This window comes from Roseibium suaedae (assembly GCF_900142725.1).
Lineage (GTDB): Bacteria > Pseudomonadota > Alphaproteobacteria > Rhizobiales > Stappiaceae > Roseibium > Roseibium suaedae.
This window is the reverse complement of the sequence record NZ_FRBW01000004.1, coordinates 438,095-458,508: the sequence shown is the minus strand read 5'-3', so window position 1 is coordinate 458,508 and position 20,414 is coordinate 438,095. Positions and strand designations below refer to the sequence as shown.

Sequence of the window (20,414 nt, the reverse complement as noted above, 5' to 3'; positions counted from 1 at the left end):
CCGGAAACTGTCACTGAAGCCGGCGCGCGTATTCGCCCGGCGCCAACGGATAGACGAGATGGCAAACTGGCATAGACCGTTCGGACGCGGCAACGCTCCCCGCGGCAAGTTTCTGGCAGACTTCCGCCTTTCAGGAAAGGTGCGCGGTGCAGCTGCAGCCCTTCTGCTTGCCGGTGTTCTGGCTGGCTGCCAGTCGGACGAATTCGTTGCCAGCGCGAACAAGGCGAAAGAGCCGGTCTCTGCTGCGATCAAGCGCAAGATGACCGAACTGGACATGCCGTCCCAATCGCCGATCATGATCCGGATCTTCAAGGAAGACTCCACCCTTGAGGTCTGGAAGGAAAAGCGCAACGGCCGTTATGCCCTGCTCGACACATTCGAGATCTGCAAATGGTCCGGCGGCCTTGGCCCCAAGATCAAGGAAGGCGACCGTCAGGCACCCGAAGGTTTCTATGAAATCACGCCGGGCCTGATGAATCCGAATTCCAACTATCACCTGGCGTTCAACATGGGCTTCCCGAATGCCTATGACCGGTCCCTCAACCGCACCGGTTCGAACCTCATGGTCCACGGCGCCTGCTCTTCGCGCGGCTGCTATGCCATGACCGACGCCCAGGTTCAGGACATCTACGCCCTCGCCCGCGACAGTTTCGCCGGCGGCCAGCGCTCCTTCCAGGTTCAGGCTTTCCCCTTCCGCATGACGCCGGAAAACATGGCCAAGCACCACGACAGCGAGCACATGGACTTCTGGCGCATGCTGAAGACCGGCTATGACCATTTCGAGGTCACCCAGGTTCCGCCGAAGGTTTCGGTCTGCGAAAAGAAATATGTTTTCGATGCAACCACCCTCGTGGAAGGTGTTCCGTTCCGCGCAGCCGCCAAGTGTCCGGACTACAAGGTCCCCGCGCCGCTCGAGCAGCTGGTCGCCAAGAAGCAGGCCGAAGACAACAAGGTCTTCGAACAGCAGGTGGCCCGTATCGAAGCCCGTGAAGACCGCGAGCGCCGTTGGGCGGAAACCCAGTCGAAGTTTGCAAGCGCCCTGACCGGCGGCGGCGACCGTCCGCAGAACGCGACCCTGTCCGCTCCGGTCGAAGCGCCTCAGGTCGCCCAGCCCGCCCAGGCACCGCAGGTTCAGGCGCCTCAGGTCCAGGTCGCAACGCAGGAAGCTCCAGCAGCCCCGGCAGCCGCTTCCACGCCTGTGGAGACGGCTTTTGCTCCGGAACCGGCCCGCAATTCTTCCAGCGGCAGCTTCCTGAAGCGCTGGCTGCCCTTCGGCAGCTCTGACGAGGACAACACCCCGTCTCCGGAAGTCGGTCAGATCACGACCGAGTCAACGCCCGAGGCCAAGCCTCAGTAGGCCTGAAAAGGCAGGGGCGGCTCATAACACCATTCAGACAGATCTGGGCTCAGGCCCAGATCTCAGGCCCAGATCGCCATCCGCAATCCCTTACCGTCGCGCTGATAGTCCTTTGGAAACGGCTCTGCGATGCCCGAGTGGATGCGTTTAGCGATCAGGGCATTGGCAGCGGCATCGATCAGATCGTCCCGCCCGCAACCGGACGGCAGCTTCTGATCCAGAAACTCCGGGGAATAGCCGCAGGAGACCAGAAGCTCCCGGCGCTGATCGAGCCCCGGCCCGCTGGCCCGGCTTTTCACTTTCTTCGGCAGGCTCATCGCCTGCTCACCATTCAGCCGCCAGAATGCCAGCTCCGGATGCACCTCATAGACGCGCATCTCCAGATCCGGCGTCATCAGCCCATCAATCTCGCGGATCTTCGGAAACAGATAAAAGCACTGCTTGGACACTTTGCGCGGCGGCTCGGATGTTTGGAACGCCACGTCACAGGCCGAGGAATAGTCCTCGCAATAGACCGCATCGCGCGAAGGAACGGCAAAGACGGATGACTGGCGATCCTCCAGATGCCGCCGGGCAGCCTGTTCTGCCCCCCGGCCTCTCGCCAACAGCCTGTCCGGCAAGCCGATCGGCATGTCGACAGCCAGAATGCCAGGATCAGGCACCAGGTCCAGCACAGCGGAAAAGTCACCCGCAATCCTGAGCCTGGCTGTTCCAGCCTCCCCGTCCCGGATCAGCACCACAGCCCACCCTGCCCTGCAGCCATCAACGCCTGCCAGCAAGGGGGCCGTGAGGTCAGGCACGGGAGACCATTTCCATCACGCGGCGGCTGGAAACAAGCGCCATCGGCCGTCCGAGCGATACCTGCTCCTCGGCAAACAGCAGTTCATCAGCGCCCTTCTTGACGCTGCGGGCGACCATTTCGAAGGTGGAACCGGCAGAGCGCACGAGGGCATCTTCTTCCGGCATGCCATCCAGCAACCGGCTCAGATACAGGGCAGCCATCAGATCGCCGGTCCCCTTGGGCGGGTTCGCGACGGCAGCATGTTCCGCAGCCAGCGCCCCGCGGCGGGTGACGAGAAGATTGGAAATGGCATTGCGGCGCAAGGCGGGTGCAGAGGTCACCAGAACCTGCTCGGCGCCAAGGGACCGGGCAGCAGCAACTGTCTGCATTTCACTGGTGATTTCCCGGCCCGTCATCCAGCCAAGTTCAAAGGAATTCGGCGTGACGATGTCGGCCAGCGGCACCAGTTCATCCCGGATCGCCGCCGCCGTTGCCTTGGGCACATAGAGACCGTTGCGGTCAGGGCTGAAGTGATCCCCCATCACCGGATCGCACATGTAGACCGCTTCCGGCGAGGCCTGCTTCACAGCCTTGACCAATCCGGCAATCGCCGTGGCCTGTTCCGCATCCCCCAGATAGCCGGTCAGAACCGCACCGATTTCGCCAAGCTTGCTGGACCCTGCCAGATCTGCGGCAATGGCAGCAAAGTCCGGCGCCGGCGGCACAATGCGCGTGCCCGGACCTTGCCCGGGATGCCAGGGCAGCAGGATCGTCGGCAGAAACCAGACCGGATGGCCCAGCCGCTCCAGCGTGAAGACAATGCCCCGGCCGCTGATCCCGCCCCGGACAACCTGGGAAGTGATGACGAGAATGGTTTTCTTGGCGGGAGCTGGCCCGGCGGCAGGCTGGTTCATGATGCCCTCAGTGATCAGGACTGGCTTGACTGGGATGCTTTGCCCGGAGTGCCGAAACGCTGCTCGATATAATCCAGAACCATTTGCTTGAATTCATCGGCAATGCCTTCGCCGCGAAGGGTCGTAACCTTTTCGCCATCGACGAAGACAGGCGCGGACGGCGTTTCGCCAGTGCCCGGAAGAGAGATCCCGATGTCGGCGTATTTGGATTCGCCGGGGCCATTCACGATGCAGCCCATCACAGCAACGTTCAGGCCCTCAACACCCGGATATTGCTCGCGCCAGGCGGGCATGGACACCCGGATATGGTCCTGAATGTCCTGAGCCAGTTCCTGGAAGACGGTCGAAGTCGTGCGTCCGCATCCCGGGCAGGCCGCGACCACGGGCACGAAGGCCCGGAACCCCATGACCTGCAGAAGCTCCTGGGCCACCTGCACCTCACGGGTCCGGTCACCGCCCGGCTCAGGCGTCAGGGACACGCGGATCGTATCGCCGATGCCCTGTTGCAGCAGGATGCCCATGGAGGCCGCCGAGGAAACGATGCCCTTGGTACCCATACCCGCTTCGGTCAGGCCCAGGTGCAGTGCATAGTCACAGCGCTCGGCCAGGTCCGCATAGACCGCGATCAGATCCTGAACCTGACTGACCTTGGCCGACAGGATGATCTTGTCCCGGCCCATACCGAGATCTTCGGCCCTTTGGGCAGACAGAAGACCGGACTGGATGATCGCCTCGCGCATGACGGCCGAAGCCGAGACCGGCGCAGCGCTGACCGCGTTTTCATCCATCAATTTGGTCAGGAGTTCCTGATCCAGAGAGCCCCAGTTCACCCCGATCCGCACGGCCTTGTCGTGCTTCATGGCGATCTCGATGATCTGCGAAAACTGCGTGTCGCGCTTGGCCTTGAAGCCGACATTGCCCGGATTGATCCGGTACTTGTCGAGCGCTGCGGCGCAATCGGGATAGTCGCTCAGGAGCTTGTGGCCGATATAGTGGAAGTCCCCGACCAGCGGCACGTTGATGCCGATCCGGTCCAGACGCTCGCGGATCCGCGGCACCTGGACTGCGGCTTCGGGCCGGTCCACCGTAATGCGAACCAGTTCCGATCCAGCCCGGGCAAGCGCTGCAACCTGCGCAACGGTGGCGTCCGCATCAGCCGTGTCCGTGTTGGTCATGGATTGCACAACAATCGGAGCATCGCCCCCCACTGTCACGCTGCCAACCTTTACCGCGACCGAATGGCGCCGGGTCTTGGGCTTTGCAAAATTGTCGATCATGGGATCTGCCGTCTCGCTGCGTCCTTGGCTCCGGGCGGGCATTCCTCCCCCACCCAGGCCTTACCGCCTGATTAGTGCCCCTGCGCCAAAAGGGCAATGGTCTGGCGTGTCACGTTCGATTTCACTCTGCCAAACTCAGCGTGGAAAAGCGGAGATACATAGCGCAAAAAATTTGTACTGCGAAAAGCTGCAAGCCATAGTGGAAACTCTGTTTTCACGAACATTTTCAGGAATATCCGGTTGTTCAAGCGCATTCTCTCCGACGCATTCCATCAGACGTTCAATAATCTCGATGTGGTCTTCAAGGTATGCGGCACATGGTTCGCTTTGCAGTTCACGCTTTCGGTGATCATCATCGCGTTTCCTTCAAGCCCCGACGCAACATCTGTTCCCGCCTTTTTCGCCTGGCTGGCAATGGTCATTACGATGGTGCTTTCATGGCCTTCCATCGCAGTCGCCTGGCATCGGTTTGCTCTGACCGGCGAAAGGCCAAGCACCATTCATCTGCGCTTTGGAAAGCTGGAGTTCTGGTTTCTTCTGCGGACCATGCTCATCGGATTGATCGGCTTTCTGATGTTCATTCCAGTCATTGCAATTGCCTTTGCCCTCAGCGCCGCCTCCTCTAGCCTCGTGATGTCGCTCGTGGTTCTTGGCATCGCAGTCCTGTTCCTCAGCCAGTTCCTGATGCGCTTCAATCTGGCATTGCCTGCAACCGCAATAGATCGGCCCTTGGGGATCAGCGAGGCTTTCACGCTCGGCGAGGGCGTGGGCCTTCAGATGGCATTTGCAAGCATAGTGCTGATGCTGCCATTTGGTCTGGCGACGCAATTCATCGCGTATTTGCTCAATCTGGCCTCAGCAAGTCTGCCGCTCATTCTCATCCAGCTCAAATTCGCTTTGCTTGAAATACTGCTTCAAATCATCGTCACCGTCTTGGGCATTGCCGTCATCACTGCGGGTTACCGCGCCGCCATCGAGCCCAAGCAGGATACGAATGCTTGAGGCAACACGATACCATTCCCACTGATCAGTCTCACGCAAGGTCCTCCCGAGCAGCAGGCATTAAAACAAGCCACTTCAAAGGCAAGCCGCACCGAACAATCTTTTGAGCAAAAGACTGCTCACTCAAAAAATTAGAGGACGTTTCTCTTGTTCAAACGCATTCTCTCCGACGCTTTTTCCCTCGTTTTCGGCAATCTGGAGGTGGTGTTCAGGGCCTGCGGAGCCTGGTTCCTGCTGCTGCTCGTGTTCCAGCTCTGCATCATGATTTTCATGCCGGAACTGACAGGGATTGAAAGCTCCGGTGGAACGGATCTGAGCAGCTCGGCGCTGTTCTTCAGCCTCATCAACATCGTCTTCAGCCTCGTCTCCTCGGCCTCCATCGGCGTTGCCTGGCACCGCTATGGCCTGCTTGGAGAAGTTCCTGACCTGATCCATCTGAAGGTTGGCGCTCTGGAGATGGGCTTCATCGGCAAGACGCTTCTGATCCTGCTGGTCACGATGGCCGTTTTCATTCCAGTCGGGCTGCTCGCTTTCGGCCTTGCGGCCCTAATGGGGTCAGGCGTCGTTGCCGTGATCCTCTACGGCATTGCCGGCATTTTCCTGATGCCGCATATCACCCGGCTGTATCTTGCCCTGCCGGCAACCGCTGTCGAGCGGCCAATCGGCATCCGGGAGGCTCACACGCTCGGCGAAGGTCTGGGCTGGCCGATGGTTGGTGCTGGCATCGTTCTCTCCCTGCCCTTCGTCCTTGCCAGCCTCGGCCTGCAACTGATCCTGACCTTCGTGGCAACCGGGCTTCCATTGGTGCTGATCCAGTTCAAATTCATGCTTCTGAGCCTGCTGATCCAGATCATCATCACCGTGCTCGGGATCTCGGTCATCACCGCCGGATACCGGCTGGCACTGGAGCAGCAACAGAACCCCTGAATGTAATCGTATCTTCGATGCACAGCAGCGCTTCATTCAAAAGAAAATGGGCACCTGATAGCCCCCGGACAAATCATGGAAACAAGCCCTTACAAACGAATACTGATTGAGGCGCTGCATTTCCCCCTCGACAATCTGAATGTATTACTCAGAACATGCGGAGCATGGTATATCATTTGGGTTATTTGCTATTTTGTTTCATTATTATTTATTCAAAGAATGATATTAATTGGAAGAGACATTCCAGGAATGCTTGAGTTCGGCCTCAACGTAAGAACGGTCTTCGACATAGCTTTTAACTTTGTTTCATCTGCTTCCATTGGACTTGCGTGGCATCGTTTTGCACTTGCAGGTGAAGTCCCAAATAAAATTCACTTGAGGTTCGGCAAGCTTGAATTCCGCTTCATGATGAACTTGCTCGTTTTGGCATTCATATTAGTTGTGTCACTCTGTCTGTTGGTTGCAGCCGCCTCTGAAATTGGAGCGCTTTTGCAGGCTCCGGCCATATCGTTTACGTTTTTTGGGGCCGTTTTTCTTTTCCTGGCCTCACACGCCATACGCTCCTATCTCGTTTTGCCCGCCATCTCTCTAAAGCAATTGCTGAAACTAGGAGACGCACACAAACTGGGCAAAGACTTGGGATGGCCAATGCTCGGTGCACTGCTTTCCCTGACTGTTCCAATTATTCTGTCCGGTGCTTGTCTGGATCTTCTCGGTCCGCCGTCTACAAAAATCCTCCCTGTTGCATTGGTCGAATTCAAAATTCTTTTGCTCGGTTTGATGCTTCAAATGCTGATTAAGATACTCTTTTTTTCCGTCATCACAGCCGGATACCGGCTGGCGCTGGAGCGGCAAAATCAGGGATCTGTCTGATCCTGCGTCGATCTGTCCGGCAGTAAACGCTGCCGGGCTTTGGTCTCTAGACTGGAAATTGCTGCTCCGCACACCAAGTATTTTGAAGTCAGACAGCAAACGGAACCAGACCGGCCAACACCTTCGCCCCTGGGCGACACACTCAAACTCCCGCGAGTTTTACCGGAACTTCCCGGCTTTTTTTTTTCCAATTGCTGCCATCCGATTGAAAGTTCTGCATCCCGGCTGTCCCTCCGCTCGAAGACCCCCTTCATTAAATTTCCGCAAGGACACAAAAGTGATGTTGCAGTGCGGATAAACATCGGAAACAGTCGTCCTGCCCATTGAAGAGGAGATTTTGGAAATGCTCTCGAAGAAAACTGCCGTTATCACGGGTTCGACTTCCGGGATCGGTCTTGCCTATGCCCGCGCCCTGGCCGGGCAAGGCGCCAATATCGTCATCAACGGGCTGGGCGATGCGGATGAGATCGAAAAGACCCGCGCCGCCATCGAAAGCGATTTCGGCGTCCGCTGCGTTTATTCCGCAGCCAACATGATGAAGCCGGAAGAAATCACCACCATGATCGGCAATGCGGAGAACGAGTTCGGCTCCGTCGACATACTGATCAACAACGCCGGCATCCAGCACGTCTCTCCGGTGGACGAATTCCCGATCGAAAAGTGGGACGCGATCATTGCGATCAATCTGTCGTCTTCGTTCCACACGATCCGCGCCGCCCTGCCGGGCATGAAACAGCGCGGCTGGGGCCGGATCATCAACACTGCCTCCGCCCATGCGCTGGTCGCGTCGCCCTTCAAATCGGCCTATGTCGCCGCCAAGCACGGCATTGCGGGCCTGACCAAGACCGTTGCGCTGGAAGTGGCCGAGAAGGGCATCACCGTCAACGCCATCTGCCCGGGCTATGTCTGGACCCCACTCGTTGAGAAGCAGATCCCGGACACGGCCAAGAGCCGCGGCATTTCCGAGGAAGCCGTGAAACGCGATGTCATTCTGGCAGCCCAGCCGACGAAGAAATTCGTCACAGTGGAAGAAGTCGCGGCTCTCGCCGTGTTCCTCTGCTCCGACGGCGCCGCATCCATGACCGGCTCCCTGCTGCCGGTGGACGGCGGCTGGACCGCCCAGTAGCCCGAACAGAAACCCTCCCAGCAAGCAGCCCCCTTACGCTGATCGAGACCCTCAGAAGAAGGCCCTCCCATGACGAGCAAGGCTCCCAAGCGCATCAATCTCGCCCTCCAGGGCGGTGGTGCCCATGGCGCATTCACCTGGGGCGTTCTCGACAGGCTGCTGGAAGATGACCGGCTTCAGGTCCACGGCATGACCGGCACCTCCGCAGGCGCCATGAATGCCGTGGTTCTCGCCACGGGCTATCACCATGGCGGAGCGAAGGCTGCCCGTGAAGCGCTGGATGACTTCTGGAGCGAGGTCAGCAAGCAGTCCTTCTTCAGCCCCATCCGCCGCTCGCCGCTGGATGTGGCCCTGGGTCAATGGAGCCTGGATTTCTCGCCGAGCTACATTGCCTTCGACCTGATGTCCCGCCTGGCATCGCCCTATGAATTCAACCCGCTGAACGTCAACCCCTTGCGCGAAGTGGTCGAGAAGATCGTCGACTTCGACTCCGTGCGGGACTGCTCGGCCCTCAAGGTCTTTGTCGCGGCCACCAATGTCTTCACGGGCAAGATCAGGGTGTTCAGCAAGGAAGAACTGACCGTTGATGCAGTCATGGCCTCTGCCTGCCTGCCTCATGTGTTCCAGGCGGTCGAAATCGACGGCGAGCCCTATTGGGACGGCGGCTATATGGGCAATCCGCCGCTCTATCCCTTGTTCTACGAAACGGATACGCCCGACATCGTGCTCATTCAGATCAACCCGATCGAACGGCGTGAAGTGCCCAAGACCGCCCGGGAGATCGTCAACCGGCTCAATGAGATCACTTTCAACTCCAGCCTCCTGCGCGAAATGCGCGCCGCCCATTTTGTCGGCCGGCTGATCGAGCAGGGCAAGCTGCCGGAAGACGAGTACATGAAGATCCGCATGCACCGGATCGACGGAGACGAGCTGAAGCCGCTGCAGGCTTCGTCAAAGAGCAATGCGGAATGGGCATTCCTGACGGAATTGAAGGCCATTGGCAGACGGGCCGCCGACATCTGGCTCGAAAGATCCTATGACGCCATCGGCACCCGGTCGACGGTCGACCTCAAGGCAGAATTCGAGTGATCCCGGCTCCCCGGAAGCTTAACTAGCCTTAACCACGCATTTGCAGCGCGCCTTGCAGAATGCAATGCAGGCATCCTTAGCAAAGTCTGAAGAAATTCAATATATTGTTAGATAGTCCGAGCGCACCACTACATGCATTCGAAATTGCGTGCCAACAAACTGGCAAGGGTCTTGCGATAGGTTTGGCACGCTGATTGTCAGGTTGTGCGTCGTCAGCGACAGTAGATGGAAGAGGCAGGCACTGCGACCCCGCCTGTCTCTTCCCTCCCCTCGGGTTTCCCCTTCCAAATTGATCTGCATGCTGCCCAAGGGCGGTTTAGCGCGTGATGACAATCTCGGCGTTCTGCTTGCCGTTCTGATTGATCAGGGAAAACAGTGTCCGGGCATTTTCCGGATGAAGCCGCACGCAGCCGTGAGACGCAGGCCGGCCCAGACGCTTCAGGTCATTGGTCCCGTGCACTGCATAGCCGTGATAGAAGAACACCGAATAGGGCATGGGTGAATTGTGATACTTCTTCGAGAAGTAACGCTTGTGCAGCCGCTGTGCCTTGAACCGCCCGACCGGCGTGCGATATCCGGCCCGGGCCGTGGACACCGGCCAGCTGTAGCGAAGCACGCCATCCACCCGGACCTGCATGGTCTGCGAGGACAGATCCACCCGTGCCTGAACCGTCGCTGCCTCGGCAATCCCACCTGCCAGAAGACTGATCGCCAGCAACAGCGCGGCTGATCTTCCAAGCTCTCTGAACACTTTTGCGAGCATTTCCAGTCTCCCAGCTTGCATCACGTGAATTTGCCCGGATTTTGACACAATTGGCAAGAGAGCCTGCGCTAAGAGTAATTTCGCAAATCGGGATTAGGCTGCCCTAGGAATCGGCACCCGACGTGCCTACGTAAGTTGAAAGACCAATCAGGAACTCCGCCATGACGCTGAAGTCAGCCCAGATGCCCTCCGCCAGAATGTTCCGCCTTGCCGCGGCTGCTCTGGGTGTTGCTGTCTTTGCAGGCCCCGCTCTTGCCCAGGACCGCCAGAAGATCGAAGCGGACAAGGGCTGCCCCAAATGCGACCTGCGCCTGTCCGATCTGCGAGATCTTGCGATCGAGAACGCCAATTTCGAACGCACGGTCCTGCGCGAGTCCGATCTTAAGATGGCGAAGCTGCCCAAGGCCAATTTCAAGGGCGGCGACCTGCGCCGCGCGGAACTTGAACGGGGCGTGTTGACCGACTGCGATTTCACCGATGTGTCCATGCGGTCCGTCGATATGGAAAAGGCAGACCTCAGCGGCAGCCGCTTCACCGGGGCGGACATGCGCAACGCCGATCTTAGCCAGACCATGCTGACCAATGCGGATCTCTCCGACACGGATCTGCGCAACGCCAGCTTCATCCGGGCCTCGGCTGCCAATGCCAACTTCAAGGGCGCAAAGATGGACCAGGCGGATCTTGAGCGCAGCAATCTTCAGGGCGCAAACCTGTCCCAGACCCGGCTTCAGCAGGCGGACCTTGACCGGGTCTCCGCGGCTGGCGCGAATTTCCAGGATTCGGATCTCAGCGGCACCCGCCTGACCAGTGCGGATTTCACCGGCGCGAACCTTTCCGGCGCGAACCTGACCGACGCCTTGCTGCGCCACACGCTGTTGAAAGGCGCCGACCTCAGCGGCGTCACCGGCCTGTCTCAGGAACGGATCATCGACGCCTGCGGCGACGAAAACACCAAGCTTCCGGACGGCATCACCCTCAAGCCCTGCTCGTAAATCCAGCTGGGCAAACCGCAGGGTTTCTGATTTCAAATCGCCAAATGAAAATTGCCCGGGCTCACACCCGGGCAATCATGGAAGTCTTGCGCTGAAAAATCTGGGCCGGGAAGCCTCAGAACAGATCGAAGCGGAACTTGTAGGTCACGCCCAGCCCGACATTGAACTGGTCCTTGGAGCCGTTCTTGGCCAGCGGGCTCTTGGCAGCATCCCCGATCAGGCGGTTATAGCCGCCTTGAAGGTGAACGCGCACGTCATCGGTCCAGTCGTAGCTGATGCGGGTTTCCAGACCGAGAGACTTGAAGCCGCCATCCGGATTATAGGCTGACAAACGGCCACCGCTCGCCGCAGCTTCGGCTGCGGTCACGCCAAAATAGGTGTCCATATAGCTGCCGGACGCGAAATCGGCGCGCGGGCCGAAGCTGAGTTCCACCCGGTCCATCGGGAAGATGATCGCATCCGCCCCAAAGCGGCCAACCTGACCATGGTGGCCATTCACGCCCTGACGAAATTCGGCAAACACGCGCCAATGCTCGGCGCGGTAGCCGCCGCCCAGGCCCAGTTCAAGCGCCCAGTTGACCTTGCGCGTGCCATTGAGGTCCGCACTGTCGGAGGGCTTGCGTTCGCCGATGAAGCCAAAACTCGGATAGAAGAAGACGCCGGTCTTGCGCTTGCCATCAACGACCTGGCCGAGGCCCGGGACATAGAAACGGCCAACGGAAATCAGCGGAAATGGGCTGAGCAGATAGGATTCTGCCGTCTCGTATTTCGGTGCCAGATTGACACCGACACCGAGATCCACCTCGTATTGGCGCTGCCTATCGGGCACGCCTGAGTCCTGAGCAAAAGCCGGTACGGCAGCCGTTGCAGCCAGAAAGGCCAGTCCAAGTCGCTTCAGGATTGCAGTCATGTTCAGCCCACGCATCTTCAATGTTTGAACAAGACCTTAGCACTCAAGGGAAAACCAAAAGTGCACAAAAAGCCTTTCGCGAGGCATTGCTGCGCTTTTCCGGCAGGCTGTGACCATTTTGCAAGCCTGCGTCTGCTGCTTTGTTAAACAAAACCCCTGATGCTGGCACCTGCGCTCCTCCGCCGTCTTGCGAAGGGCAGAAGAGAAAGCTACATGAACTTCGGAATTTCTGAACCGCAAACCATGGATGGATCCAGATGCGCGCAATCCTAGACGTAGTTCTCCTGGTGCTTCAGCTCTACACCTACGTGATCATTGCCAGCGCGATCTTCTCCTGGCTCTATGCTTTCAACATCATCAATTCCAGCAATCAGCTCGTCTACAGCATCGGCCAGATGCTCTACAATCTGACCGAGCCGGTGCTTCGTCCGATCCGGCGCGTGATGCCGAATCTCGGCGGCATCGACCTGTCACCGATTGCCCTGCTGCTGCTGATCTTCCTGATTCAGAACGTTATCGTCCGCTACGTGTACCCGAACGTCTTCTGACGCGGGCATGAGTGGCGCGGCAAAGCCGTGGAGGCTGTCAGGCGATGACATTCTGATCGATGTCCGCCTGACGCCGAAAGCTGCCAAGGATGGCGTTGACGGTCTGGAGATCCTCTCCGACGGCCGGCCGGTTCTGAAGGCCAGAGTCCGCGCTGTTCCGGAGAAGGGCGCGGCCAACAAGGCCCTCACCCAGTTGATGGCCAAGACCCTTGGCCTGCCAAAGTCCGCTGTTGCCCTCGACAGCGGCTCAACCTCGCGCCTGAAGACACTGCGCATCGCCAATCCAGATGCGGACACGCAGGCGCAGCTCGACGCACTGTGTGCGGAGCCTTCCTCCTGATATCTGCTTGAACAGGACTGCCGGTCAGACCTCGATCGGCCGTGCTTCATCTGCGAGCATGATCGGAATGCCATTGCGGATCGGATAGGCGAGCTTGGCCGCCCGCGAGATCAACTCGTTATGCTCCGCATCATATTCCAGCGTGGTCTTGGTCACCGGACAGACCAGCAGTTCAAGAAGCCTGCGGTCGACCTTGCGTTCCGGCTGGGACGGCTGAGTGTCTGTCATGGATATGCTCGTTTCTCTATTGCAAGGTCGTTCCGCCCTCGCCGCCCTGAGAGCGGGCGAGGTCGATCTCTGTGATAGCGATCAGCGTTTCCGCACGGGTCTTGAGATCCGGGGCCTCCAGCAACGCCTGCTTTTCCTGCGCTCCATAGGGGCACATCATGCAGAGCGCATTGACGAGAATTTCCGTCTCCGCCTCCGAAACGCTGGTCCAGTCGGCCTCCAGATCATTCGCATCCAGATAGGCCCGCAAGGTGTTCAGCAGGGCGGTCCGGTCCACCTTGTCCTCGCCGATCCCGGAGGACAGATCGCTGGCGAAGGGCGCGAAATCACACTCGACCTGACGATAGCTCGTCACCGCCCCGATTTCCCGCACCACCGCAAACCGGGTCACGCCCTGAAGCGTGACGAGATAGCGGCCGTCGCCCGTTTCCTGAAAGCTGGTGATGCGTCCGACACAGCCGACGCGGGAGAGGCCTTCACCGTCTTCCGCTGATCCGCCAGCCACAAGCTCCGGCTGGATCATTCCGATAAGCCGGTTTCCGGCCAGCGCCGCATCGAACATGGCGATGTAGCGCGGCTCGAAAATATTCAACGGCAACTGGGTGCGCGGCAGCAGCAAGGCGCCGGTCAGGGGAAAAACCGGCAGGACCGGCGGCAGATCCGCAATCGTTTCATAGATGGCGTTTCCAGCCTGCATGATCCTGGCTCCTTTCCAGCGGGTCTCTCTCACACGGGTGATAAAAGCCTATCTGTGGCGCGCACCCGGCAAGGTCAAGAAAACAGAACCGTAGAAAGCTTCCTCCGGCCATAATTGGTAGCCGGCTCTTTCGGTCCCCAGGCTTCAAAGAACTGCAAAAGCTGCTTGCGCCCGCCGTCTTCGTTCCATTCCCGGTCGCGGCGGACGATCTCGATCAGCTGGTCGACTGCCCCGGTCTTGTCGCCCTTGGCCGACAGGCCCAAGGCCAGATCGAGACGCGCCTGATAGTCCTGCGGATTGTTTTCGATGCGGCTCACCAGTTCACCAAGATCCCCGAGCGCTTCCGCCTGCTCGGCGAGCTCAAGAACCGCCTTGGCCGCGCCATAGGTCTCATCGGACTGCTTGTCTTCCGGCACGAGCGCCAGCGCCTCACGGGCCCGCTCCAGGTCACCAGCGCCCACATAGCATTGGGACAGGCCGCAGATGGCCCGCACATTGTCGGGCTCCATCTGCATCACGGCACCGAAATACTGCGCAGCCTGACCATAATCCTGCGCGGCCAGCAGCTCTGCAGCTTGCGCCAGATATTCATCCGCCGGATTGGCCGGTGCCTTGCCGCCGAGCCGTTCGATAAAGGCCTTGATCTGGCCTTCGGGCTGAGCGCCCATGAACCCGTCCACCGGCTGACCGTCCTTGAAAGCGATCACGGCCGGAATAGACTGGATGCCCAGCTGGCCGGCGATTTCCGGATGGTCGTCGATGTTCATCTTGGCGAGCTTCACAGCGCCTTTGGCAGCCCGCACGGCAGATTCGATCACCGGGGTCAGCTGCTTGCAAGGCCCGCACCAAGGCGCCCAGAAATCGACCAGAACCGGCTGTGTCCGCGAGGCTTCCATGACATCGATCATGAAGCTCTGGGTGGTGACGTCCTTGATCAGGTCATCTTCACCAGCCGGGCCGCCTGCCCCATTGCCGCCACCGAAACCGCCGCCGCCCATGCTGCCACCAAGGCTACCGCCAAACCCTGCGCCAACCTGGCCACCCATCGAAAAACTACCGCTGCTCATAGACCTTGCCTCAATTCGATCCAGCTGCCGCAGCCGCTGCGCCAGCGCCGCTTTCGCGGACCTATTTCATTTGCTCATAACATGGCGCTCGGCATCAGGAATTACAAACCCGATCTCGGGTGTCTTTTCCCCCAGAGGCCGCAGCCCGGTCTCGCGCCGGCACCTAAGGAGCGCCGATCAAAGCGCCTGTGATTCCTCACTGACAGCAAGCACCAGGGGCTCGTGGCCGCAGGCCCGCACGAACGCCAGCAGATCCTGATTTGAGATCGCCGTCGTCGCGTCATTCTTGAGCGGGTGATAGTTCAGCACCTCATGCTGCATCATCGCCGCGTCCAGAACCGGCGTCACCTGCAGCGCCTCCCGGTCATTGATCAGCGAAAAGGGCGTCACGGAGCCCGGCGACACGCCCAGCACTTCCAGCAGAAGATCGCCATTGCCGAAGGACACCCGCCCCTGCCCGCCGATCACCTCGTGAATCTTCTTCAGATTGATCGTGGCATCATGCAGGGCAACAACCAGGAACAGCCGGCCCTTCTTGTCCTTCAGGAACAGGTTCTTGGTGTGGGCACCCGGAATCCGGTCATGCAGATCTCCGGATTCTGCCACGGTAAAAACCGGCTCATGGTCCACCGTGGACACCTTGAGGCCATTGGCCTCGAAAAATTGCATGAGCTCGTCTCTGGTCGCCGGCATGTCAGCACCTTTTTTTAGTCGTCTTGCTCTCGGTCTTGCCGCAAATTCATTTCCGCCACAAGCCGCTTTCCTTGCAAAACATGGCAGAATTCAGCGCTTTACGTCTTTTTGAGCTCCAACATTATCCACAGCCCAAGGGCGATTTTGACCCTCAAAAAAAGTCTATTGCAATCCGTCTCAGCATGGTCCATATACTGCGCACCTCGCCGACGCAGGGAGCCAACGAGCCACCGGGTCGGACACAAAATGCGGGCGTAGCTCAGGGGTAGAGCACAACCTTGCCAAGGTTGGGGTCGTGGGTTCGAATCCCATCGCCCGCTCCAAATTCCGCCGAAAGGCGCATAGGCCGAAGATCAAAACGATCTTCGGCCTTTTTGGTTTCTGGGACCGCGGCATGCGGAACACGCCCCTTCCGCGCCGCCCGAATTCCGGGCGAACACGTAAATCTCAAAGACTCATAATCGGGGCATCAGAAGGTCAGCCCGTCCGGCCCAGCGCCGCGCTCAGGGATGAGTCGCCACGCGGCTTCTCGCGCAGATCAAGACCCGAATGCAGATCGATGATGTGGCTCTTCTGGATGCTCTCGGCCATCGCCGCATCCCTCAATTCGAAGGCCCGCATCAACGCATGATGGGAATGGCTTTCGCAGGCCGTGTCCGACCGCTTCCAGTAGAGCGCGATGATCAGGGAAGAGCGTGAGATCAGCGAGCGCACCATGCTGGTGAAAACGCGATGATCAGCGATTTCCGCAATGGCGGTGTGAAATCCGCCGGAATGGAACAGGGCGCGGCCCATGTCTTCCTTGTGCAGGGCCACATGCTCCGCCTCCAGATGAGCCTTGAGCCCGGCAAGCTGCTCATCCGTCATGGCCTGCGCTGCCATCCGGGCAACAGCCGGCTCGATCAGCGCCCGCGCCTGAAACACCTCATGCGCCTCGCGGATGGAGGGTTCGGCGACAAAGGCACCGCGATTCTTCCGGATCGTGACCAGATTGGAATGCGCCAGGGCCTGAAGCGCTGCCCGGACCACTGTCCGGCTCACACCGTAGATCTCGCCGACTTCATCTTCCGAGAGTTTCACGCCCGGCGCGAGCTTGTGCTCCAGCAGGGCCGTCTGAATGTTCAGGCAAATATCGAGGGCCCGACCGGGTGGCAGGGCAAAGACGGCATGGAGATTGTCGCTCGATTCGGGATCGGCTGTGGTCACTGGCTTTGTCGTTTTCTGGTGGTACGCCGGACTGCGGCGGGAGAATTACAAGGTACGCCCAGCCCTCCGGCTTGGCAATTCACGATCGTATACAATCTTTGGGCAAAACGTATTCTTATCGATCAATTATTGTGCACTTTCTCCCTCGTAAAATTTGCCGAGGACATTCCAAATTCAAAAAAGCCAATAGATTCAAATCGCTCTCTTCTTGGCACAGCCCTTGCGTCATCTGGCCGCAACGATGGGTATCTGAAGGAGACGACCAGCCATGGCGCGATCCCTGGAGCTGGAACTGGCGGCCACCACCAAGAAGTATGGGGACACCATCGCGGTAAACGCGATCAACCACCGTTTTGCGGCCGGGTCCTATTCCTGCCTGCTCGGCCCATCGGGCTGCGGCAAGTCCTCGACCTTGAGAATGATTGCCGGGCACGAGACCGTTTCAACCGGCGATATCGTTCTGGGCGGCACCAACATCACCGACCTGCCCCCGGCCAAGCGCGGCACGGCGATGATGTTTCAGAGCTACGCCCTCTTTCCGCATCTGTCCGTGGTCGACAATGTCGCCTTCTCACAGAAGATGAAGGGCGTCGACAAGGCCATCCGCCAGAAAAAGGCGCTTGAGCTGCTCGAGCTGGTGGACATGAGCGCCTATGCGGCCCGCATGCCCTCGCAGCTCTCCGGCGGCCAGCAGCAGCGCGTGGCCCTCGCCCGCGCACTGATCACCGAACCTTCGGTTCTGCTGCTCGACGAGCCGCTCTCGGCGCTTGATCCGTTCCTGCGCATCAAGATGCGGCTGGAGCTGAAGCGCCTGCAGAGAGAGCTGGGCATTTCCTTCATCCATGTCACCCACAGCCAGGATGAAGCCCTGGCGCTGGCCGATGACATCATCGTCATGAACAACGGCCGCATCGAGCAGGCAGGAACCCCGCGCGACATCTTCAACGCTCCGGCGACCGAGTTCGTCGCCAAGTTCATCGGCGGCCACAACGTCCTGGGGCAGGCCGGCAAGCGCGTCGCACTCAGGGCGGACCGGCTACTTGTCAGCAAGGCTCAGGATGGCGGCAGCACCCTGCTCGGGGCAACAGTTCGCGACGTCGAGTATCTCGGCTCGACCGTCAAGCTGGCGCTTGATGCCGGCACAACGGGCGATCTGACCGCCTCTCTTTCCGACGAGGTCTTCTTTCAGGACCCGATCGATATCGGCACCGCCGTCTTCCTGACCTGGAAGCCGGAAGATGCCCACCCGCTCGCGGCCTGAGGGCCGCCGCATATGGCCGGATCCAGCGGCCAAATAAAACTCCAAAGGGGAACAGGAGCACGAAATGACAGATACAGTTGATAAGAAGGGCGTAAGCCGGCGCAGCATCCTCAAGGGCGGAGCTGCCCTCACCGGTGCCGCTCTCGGTTCCGGCGCCATCACCGGCTTTCCGACCATCTGGGCACAGAACATCAAGAACGTGACCCTCCGCCAGTTCGGCACGGGCGTGTCCAACCTCAACGAAGTCGGCCAGAAGGTGAAGGAAGACCTGGGCTTCAACCTGGAAATGACCGCGCTCGACAGTGACGCCGTCACCCAGCGCGCCGCCACCCAGCCGGACAGCTTCGACATTGCCGACATCGAATACTGGATCTGCAAGAAGGTCTGGCCGACCGGCAACCTGCAGGCCATGGATACGTCCAAGATCAAGAACTACGACAAGATCGTCGGCATCTTCAAAAGCGGCAAGCTGACGCCGGAATCCGTCATCGCCCAGGGCACCGCTCCGCACACGGTCGGCTTTGTCGACGGTCCGGATGGCAAGACCTTTGCCAAGGAACAGACCGGCTGGATGACCCTCATCCCGACCATCTACAACGCTGACACGCTCGGCATCCGTCCGGACCTGATCGGCCGCCCGATCGAAAGCTGGACCGAGCTGCTCAACCCGGAATTCAAGGGCAAGGCCTCGATCCTCGACATCTCCTCCATCGGCATCATGGATGCGGCCATGGTTTGCGAAGCCATGGGCGAGATCAAGTATGGCGACAAGGGCAATATGACCCGCGAAGAGATCGACAAGACCATGGCGATCTTCACGGAAGCCAAGAAGAACGGCCAGTTCCGCGCCTTCTGGAAGACCTTCGACGAAAGCGTCAACCTGATGGCTTCCGGCGAAGTCGTGATCCAGTCCATGTGGTCCCCGGCCATCACCGCCGTGAAGTCCCGCGGCATCGACTGCGTCTACCAGCCGCTGAAGGAAGGCTACCGCTCCTGGGGCGGCGGCATCGGCCTGTCCAAGAGCCTGACCGGCCTGGAGCTGGAAGCTGCCTATGAATACATCAACTGGTACCTCGACGGCTGGGTCGGCGGCTTCCTGATGCGTCAGGGCTACTACTCCGCAGTTCCGGAAACCTCCAAGCTGCACATGAGCGAAAACGAGTGGGGTTACTGGTTCGAAGGCAAGGCAGCCACCGGCGACATCACCAACCCGTTCGGCGATGTGCTCGCCAAGGCCGGCGACACCCGCGATGGCGGTTCCTTCTACGAGCGCATGGGCGCCGTGGCCTGCTGGAACGCGGTCATGGACGAGAACCAGTACATGGTTCGCAAGTGGAACGAGTTCATCGCAGCCTGAGGCTGACCTGACCAACCGCGTCCGGGGCCTCAAGGCCCCGGGCGTTCTCCAGGACACAACCGGACCCTGACTTCATGACGGATCAGACGCCCTCCCTGCCGCACGCGGCCTCAGCCCGCGCCCCCCGCACCGACAGCGGTTTCAGCCTGAGCCGGCTGCCCGATGCCGTCACCGGCTGGCTGCTGTCCCTGCCGCTGGCGCTTGTGCTGTTGTTCTTCCTGGTGCTGCCCATTGCCATGATTGTCGTGGTCAGTTTTTGGGGCGCGACAGAGTTCTCGATCTATCCAGCGTTCCAGTTCGACAATTACGAATTCCTGCTGACCTCACCGGTCACCTATCAGGTCTTCTTCAACACAATCAAATATGCGGTGATCACCTGGGCCATCACCCTGGTTCTCGGTTTCACCATCGCCCATTTCCTGGCCTTTCACGTCCGCACCCAGACCTGGCAGATCGTGCTGTTCCTGCTGTGCACGATCCCGTTCTGGACCTCGAACATCATCCGGATGATCTCGTGGATCCCGTTTCTCGGGCGCAATGGCATCGCCAATTCGACGCTGATCTCCATGGGGGTCATCGACGAGCCGCTGGAATGGCTGCTCTTCTCCGATTTCTCGGTGATCCTCGCCTTTGTCCATCTCTACACGCTGTTCATGGTGGTCCCGATCTTCAACACCATGATGCGGATCGACAAATCCCTGATCGAAGCGGCCTATGACAATGGTGCAAGCGGCTTCCAGACCCTGACCAACGTCATCATTCCCCTGGCCAAGCCCGGCATCATGATCGGCTCGATCTTCGTCGTGACGCTGGTCATGGGCGATTTCATCACCGTGCGCTTCATGTCCGGCAGCCAGAAGGCCAATGTCGGACGGCTGATCTCCAACGACGTGGCCCTGCTGCAATATCCGTCTGCTGCCGCCACAGCCGTCATCCTCCTGATCACGGTGCTTCTGGTGATTTCCATCCTCTTGCGGTTCGTCGACATCCGGAAGGAGCTTTGATC

Annotated in this window: 22 protein-coding genes and 1 tRNA gene; 13 read left to right on the top strand and 10 right to left on the bottom strand. The window is 59.4% G+C overall.

The features are described 5' to 3' along the window. Positions 1-58 precede the first annotated feature (58 nt). Positions 59-1,357, top strand: a complete 1,299-nt coding sequence (locus tag BUA94_RS18505; RefSeq protein WP_073014787.1) for a L,D-transpeptidase family protein — start codon at positions 59-61, stop codon at positions 1,355-1,357. Between the two features lie 62 nt (positions 1,358-1,419). Here BUA94_RS18505 and BUA94_RS18500 read toward each other — a convergent pair whose 3' ends face one another. From BUA94_RS18500 to ispG, 3 genes are read right to left on the bottom strand one after another with little or no spacing between them, the layout of a single operon-like run. Continuing rightward, positions 1,420-2,157 carry a DUF429 domain-containing protein gene (locus BUA94_RS18500; protein ID WP_073014786.1) on the bottom strand — a complete coding sequence of 246 codons (738 nt, stop codon included), beginning with the start codon at positions 2,155-2,157 and terminating at the stop codon, positions 1,420-1,422. After that, the gene (pdxY, locus tag BUA94_RS18495; RefSeq protein WP_073014785.1) at positions 2,150-3,052 is read right to left on the bottom strand and encodes a pyridoxal kinase; all 903 of its coding nucleotides are present in this window, start codon (positions 3,050-3,052) and stop codon (positions 2,150-2,152) included. Before pdxY ends, BUA94_RS18500 begins: the two co-directional genes overlap by 8 nt. 14 nt (positions 3,053-3,066) lie before the next feature. Then, positions 3,067-4,329: a flavodoxin-dependent (E)-4-hydroxy-3-methylbut-2-enyl-diphosphate synthase gene (gene ispG, locus BUA94_RS18490; RefSeq protein WP_073014929.1), complete on the bottom strand. Its 1,263-nt coding sequence runs from the start codon at positions 4,327-4,329 to the stop codon at positions 3,067-3,069. Between the two features lie 240 nt (positions 4,330-4,569). On the opposite strand from ispG, the gene BUA94_RS18485 reads away from it, so the two are divergent. From BUA94_RS18485 to BUA94_RS18465, 5 genes are all read left to right on the top strand, one after another. After that, a complete protein-coding gene (locus BUA94_RS18485; protein ID WP_073014784.1) occupies positions 4,570-5,331 on the top strand; it encodes a hypothetical protein in 762 nt (253 codons plus the stop codon). A gap of 147 nt (positions 5,332-5,478) precedes the next feature. Continuing rightward, the gene (locus BUA94_RS18480; RefSeq protein WP_073014783.1) at positions 5,479-6,258 is read left to right on the top strand and encodes a hypothetical protein; all 780 of its coding nucleotides are present in this window, start codon (positions 5,479-5,481) and stop codon (positions 6,256-6,258) included. 75 nt (positions 6,259-6,333) lie between these two features. After that, on the top strand, positions 6,334-7,131 hold the full coding sequence (locus BUA94_RS18475) for a hypothetical protein (protein WP_139251196.1): 798 nt from the start codon (positions 6,334-6,336) through the stop codon (positions 7,129-7,131). Positions 7,132-7,474: 343 nt separating this feature from the next. Further along, positions 7,475-8,257, top strand: a complete 783-nt coding sequence (locus BUA94_RS18470) for a 3-hydroxybutyrate dehydrogenase (protein WP_073014781.1) — start codon at positions 7,475-7,477, stop codon at positions 8,255-8,257. A 69-nt stretch (positions 8,258-8,326) separates the two neighbouring features. After that, positions 8,327-9,346 carry a patatin-like phospholipase family protein gene (locus BUA94_RS18465; protein WP_073014780.1) on the top strand — a complete coding sequence of 340 codons (1,020 nt, stop codon included), beginning with the start codon at positions 8,327-8,329 and terminating at the stop codon, positions 9,344-9,346. Positions 9,347-9,662: 316 nt separating this feature from the next. On the opposite strand, the gene BUA94_RS18460 is transcribed toward BUA94_RS18465, so the two are convergent. After that, positions 9,663-10,109 carry a L,D-transpeptidase gene (locus BUA94_RS18460; protein ID WP_139251195.1) on the bottom strand — a complete coding sequence of 149 codons (447 nt, stop codon included), beginning with the start codon at positions 10,107-10,109 and terminating at the stop codon, positions 9,663-9,665. A 161-nt stretch (positions 10,110-10,270) separates the two neighbouring features. Between BUA94_RS18460 and BUA94_RS18455 the strand changes: the two genes are divergently transcribed. Then, positions 10,271-11,101: a pentapeptide repeat-containing protein gene (locus BUA94_RS18455; protein ID WP_073014778.1), complete on the top strand. Its 831-nt coding sequence runs from the start codon at positions 10,271-10,273 to the stop codon at positions 11,099-11,101. A 115-nt stretch (positions 11,102-11,216) separates the two neighbouring features. Here the strand turns inward: BUA94_RS18455 and BUA94_RS18450 are convergent, their stop codons facing one another. Further along, the gene (locus tag BUA94_RS18450) at positions 11,217-12,011 is read right to left on the bottom strand and encodes a MipA/OmpV family protein (protein WP_073014928.1); all 795 of its coding nucleotides are present in this window, start codon (positions 12,009-12,011) and stop codon (positions 11,217-11,219) included. Positions 12,012-12,268: 257 nt separating this feature from the next. Here BUA94_RS18450 and BUA94_RS18445 point away from each other — a divergent pair, with 257 nt between their 5' ends. Continuing rightward, entirely contained in the window at positions 12,269-12,559 is a 291-nt protein-coding gene (locus BUA94_RS18445; RefSeq protein WP_073014777.1) for a YggT family protein, read from the top strand. 7 nt (positions 12,560-12,566) lie between these two features. Beyond that, the gene (locus BUA94_RS18440) at positions 12,567-12,899 is read left to right on the top strand and encodes a DUF167 family protein (RefSeq protein WP_073014776.1); all 333 of its coding nucleotides are present in this window, start codon (positions 12,567-12,569) and stop codon (positions 12,897-12,899) included. Positions 12,900-12,923: 24 nt separating this feature from the next. Here the strand turns inward: BUA94_RS18440 and BUA94_RS18435 are convergent, their stop codons facing one another. The 4 genes from BUA94_RS18435 to BUA94_RS18420 form a co-directional block, all read right to left on the bottom strand. Next, the gene (locus tag BUA94_RS18435; RefSeq protein WP_073014775.1) at positions 12,924-13,127 is read right to left on the bottom strand and encodes a Trm112 family protein; all 204 of its coding nucleotides are present in this window, start codon (positions 13,125-13,127) and stop codon (positions 12,924-12,926) included. Between the two features lie 16 nt (positions 13,128-13,143). After that, positions 13,144-13,824 carry an LON peptidase substrate-binding domain-containing protein gene (locus tag BUA94_RS18430; protein WP_073014774.1) on the bottom strand — a complete coding sequence of 227 codons (681 nt, stop codon included), beginning with the start codon at positions 13,822-13,824 and terminating at the stop codon, positions 13,144-13,146. Positions 13,825-13,898: 74 nt separating this feature from the next. Then, positions 13,899-14,891 carry a thioredoxin gene (trxA, locus tag BUA94_RS18425; RefSeq protein WP_073014773.1) on the bottom strand — a complete coding sequence of 331 codons (993 nt, stop codon included), beginning with the start codon at positions 14,889-14,891 and terminating at the stop codon, positions 13,899-13,901. Positions 14,892-15,068: 177 nt separating this feature from the next. Beyond that, positions 15,069-15,584: a prolyl-tRNA synthetase associated domain-containing protein gene (locus tag BUA94_RS18420; protein WP_073014772.1), complete on the bottom strand. Its 516-nt coding sequence runs from the start codon at positions 15,582-15,584 to the stop codon at positions 15,069-15,071. 248 nt (positions 15,585-15,832) lie between these two features. On the opposite strand from BUA94_RS18420, the gene BUA94_RS18415 reads away from it, so the two are divergent. Then, a tRNA-Gly gene (locus BUA94_RS18415) sits at positions 15,833-15,907 on the top strand. A 154-nt stretch (positions 15,908-16,061) separates the two neighbouring features. On the opposite strand, the gene BUA94_RS18410 is transcribed toward BUA94_RS18415, so the two are convergent. Next, on the bottom strand, positions 16,062-16,790 hold the full coding sequence (locus tag BUA94_RS18410; RefSeq protein ID WP_084082115.1) for a GntR family transcriptional regulator: 729 nt from the start codon (positions 16,788-16,790) through the stop codon (positions 16,062-16,064). A 268-nt stretch (positions 16,791-17,058) separates the two neighbouring features. Between BUA94_RS18410 and BUA94_RS18405 the strand changes: the two genes are divergently transcribed. The 3 genes from BUA94_RS18405 (at position 17,059) to BUA94_RS18395 (ending at position 20,412) form a co-directional block, all read left to right on the top strand. Then, positions 17,059-18,051: an ABC transporter ATP-binding protein gene (locus tag BUA94_RS18405; RefSeq protein WP_073014771.1), complete on the top strand. Its 993-nt coding sequence runs from the start codon at positions 17,059-17,061 to the stop codon at positions 18,049-18,051. A 64-nt stretch (positions 18,052-18,115) separates the two neighbouring features. After that, positions 18,116-19,408 carry an ABC transporter substrate-binding protein gene (locus tag BUA94_RS18400; RefSeq protein ID WP_073014770.1) on the top strand — a complete coding sequence of 431 codons (1,293 nt, stop codon included), beginning with the start codon at positions 18,116-18,118 and terminating at the stop codon, positions 19,406-19,408. Positions 19,409-19,482: 74 nt separating this feature from the next. Further along, entirely contained in the window at positions 19,483-20,412 is a 930-nt protein-coding gene (locus tag BUA94_RS18395) for an ABC transporter permease (protein WP_208980150.1), read from the top strand. Positions 20,413-20,414 lie beyond the last annotated feature (2 nt).

Bases quoted from the DNA above. Each gene is read 5' to 3' on its own strand.
- BUA94_RS18505 (WP_073014787.1), top strand. From the start codon at position 59: ATGGCAAACTGGCATAGACCGTTCGGACGCGGCAACGCTCCCCGCGGC.
- pdxY (WP_073014785.1), bottom strand. From the start codon at position 3,052: ATGAACCAGCCTGCCGCCGGGCCAGCTCCCGCCAAGAAAACCATTCTC.
- ispG (WP_073014929.1), bottom strand. From the start codon at position 4,329: ATGATCGACAATTTTGCAAAGCCCAAGACCCGGCGCCATTCGGTCGCG.
- BUA94_RS18475 (WP_139251196.1), top strand. From the start codon at position 6,334: ATGGAAACAAGCCCTTACAAACGAATACTGATTGAGGCGCTGCATTTC.
- BUA94_RS18470 (WP_073014781.1), top strand. From the start codon at position 7,475: ATGCTCTCGAAGAAAACTGCCGTTATCACGGGTTCGACTTCCGGGATC.
- BUA94_RS18465 (WP_073014780.1), top strand. From the start codon at position 8,327: ATGACGAGCAAGGCTCCCAAGCGCATCAATCTCGCCCTCCAGGGCGGT.
- BUA94_RS18460 (WP_139251195.1), bottom strand. From the start codon at position 10,109: ATGCTCGCAAAAGTGTTCAGAGAGCTTGGAAGATCAGCCGCGCTGTTG.
- BUA94_RS18455 (WP_073014778.1), top strand. From the start codon at position 10,271: ATGACGCTGAAGTCAGCCCAGATGCCCTCCGCCAGAATGTTCCGCCTT.
- BUA94_RS18450 (WP_073014928.1), bottom strand. From the start codon at position 12,011: ATGACTGCAATCCTGAAGCGACTTGGACTGGCCTTTCTGGCTGCAACG.
- BUA94_RS18445 (WP_073014777.1), top strand. From the start codon at position 12,269: ATGCGCGCAATCCTAGACGTAGTTCTCCTGGTGCTTCAGCTCTACACC.
- BUA94_RS18440 (WP_073014776.1), top strand. From the start codon at position 12,567: ATGAGTGGCGCGGCAAAGCCGTGGAGGCTGTCAGGCGATGACATTCTG.
- BUA94_RS18435 (WP_073014775.1), bottom strand. From the start codon at position 13,127: ATGACAGACACTCAGCCGTCCCAGCCGGAACGCAAGGTCGACCGCAGG.
- BUA94_RS18430 (WP_073014774.1), bottom strand. From the start codon at position 13,824: ATGCAGGCTGGAAACGCCATCTATGAAACGATTGCGGATCTGCCGCCG.
- trxA (WP_073014773.1), bottom strand. From the start codon at position 14,891: ATGAGCAGCGGTAGTTTTTCGATGGGTGGCCAGGTTGGCGCAGGGTTT.
- BUA94_RS18420 (WP_073014772.1), bottom strand. From the start codon at position 15,584: ATGCCGGCGACCAGAGACGAGCTCATGCAATTTTTCGAGGCCAATGGC.
- BUA94_RS18405 (WP_073014771.1), top strand. From the start codon at position 17,059: ATGGCGCGATCCCTGGAGCTGGAACTGGCGGCCACCACCAAGAAGTAT.
- BUA94_RS18400 (WP_073014770.1), top strand. From the start codon at position 18,116: ATGACAGATACAGTTGATAAGAAGGGCGTAAGCCGGCGCAGCATCCTC.
- BUA94_RS18395 (WP_208980150.1), top strand. From the start codon at position 19,483: ATGACGGATCAGACGCCCTCCCTGCCGCACGCGGCCTCAGCCCGCGCC.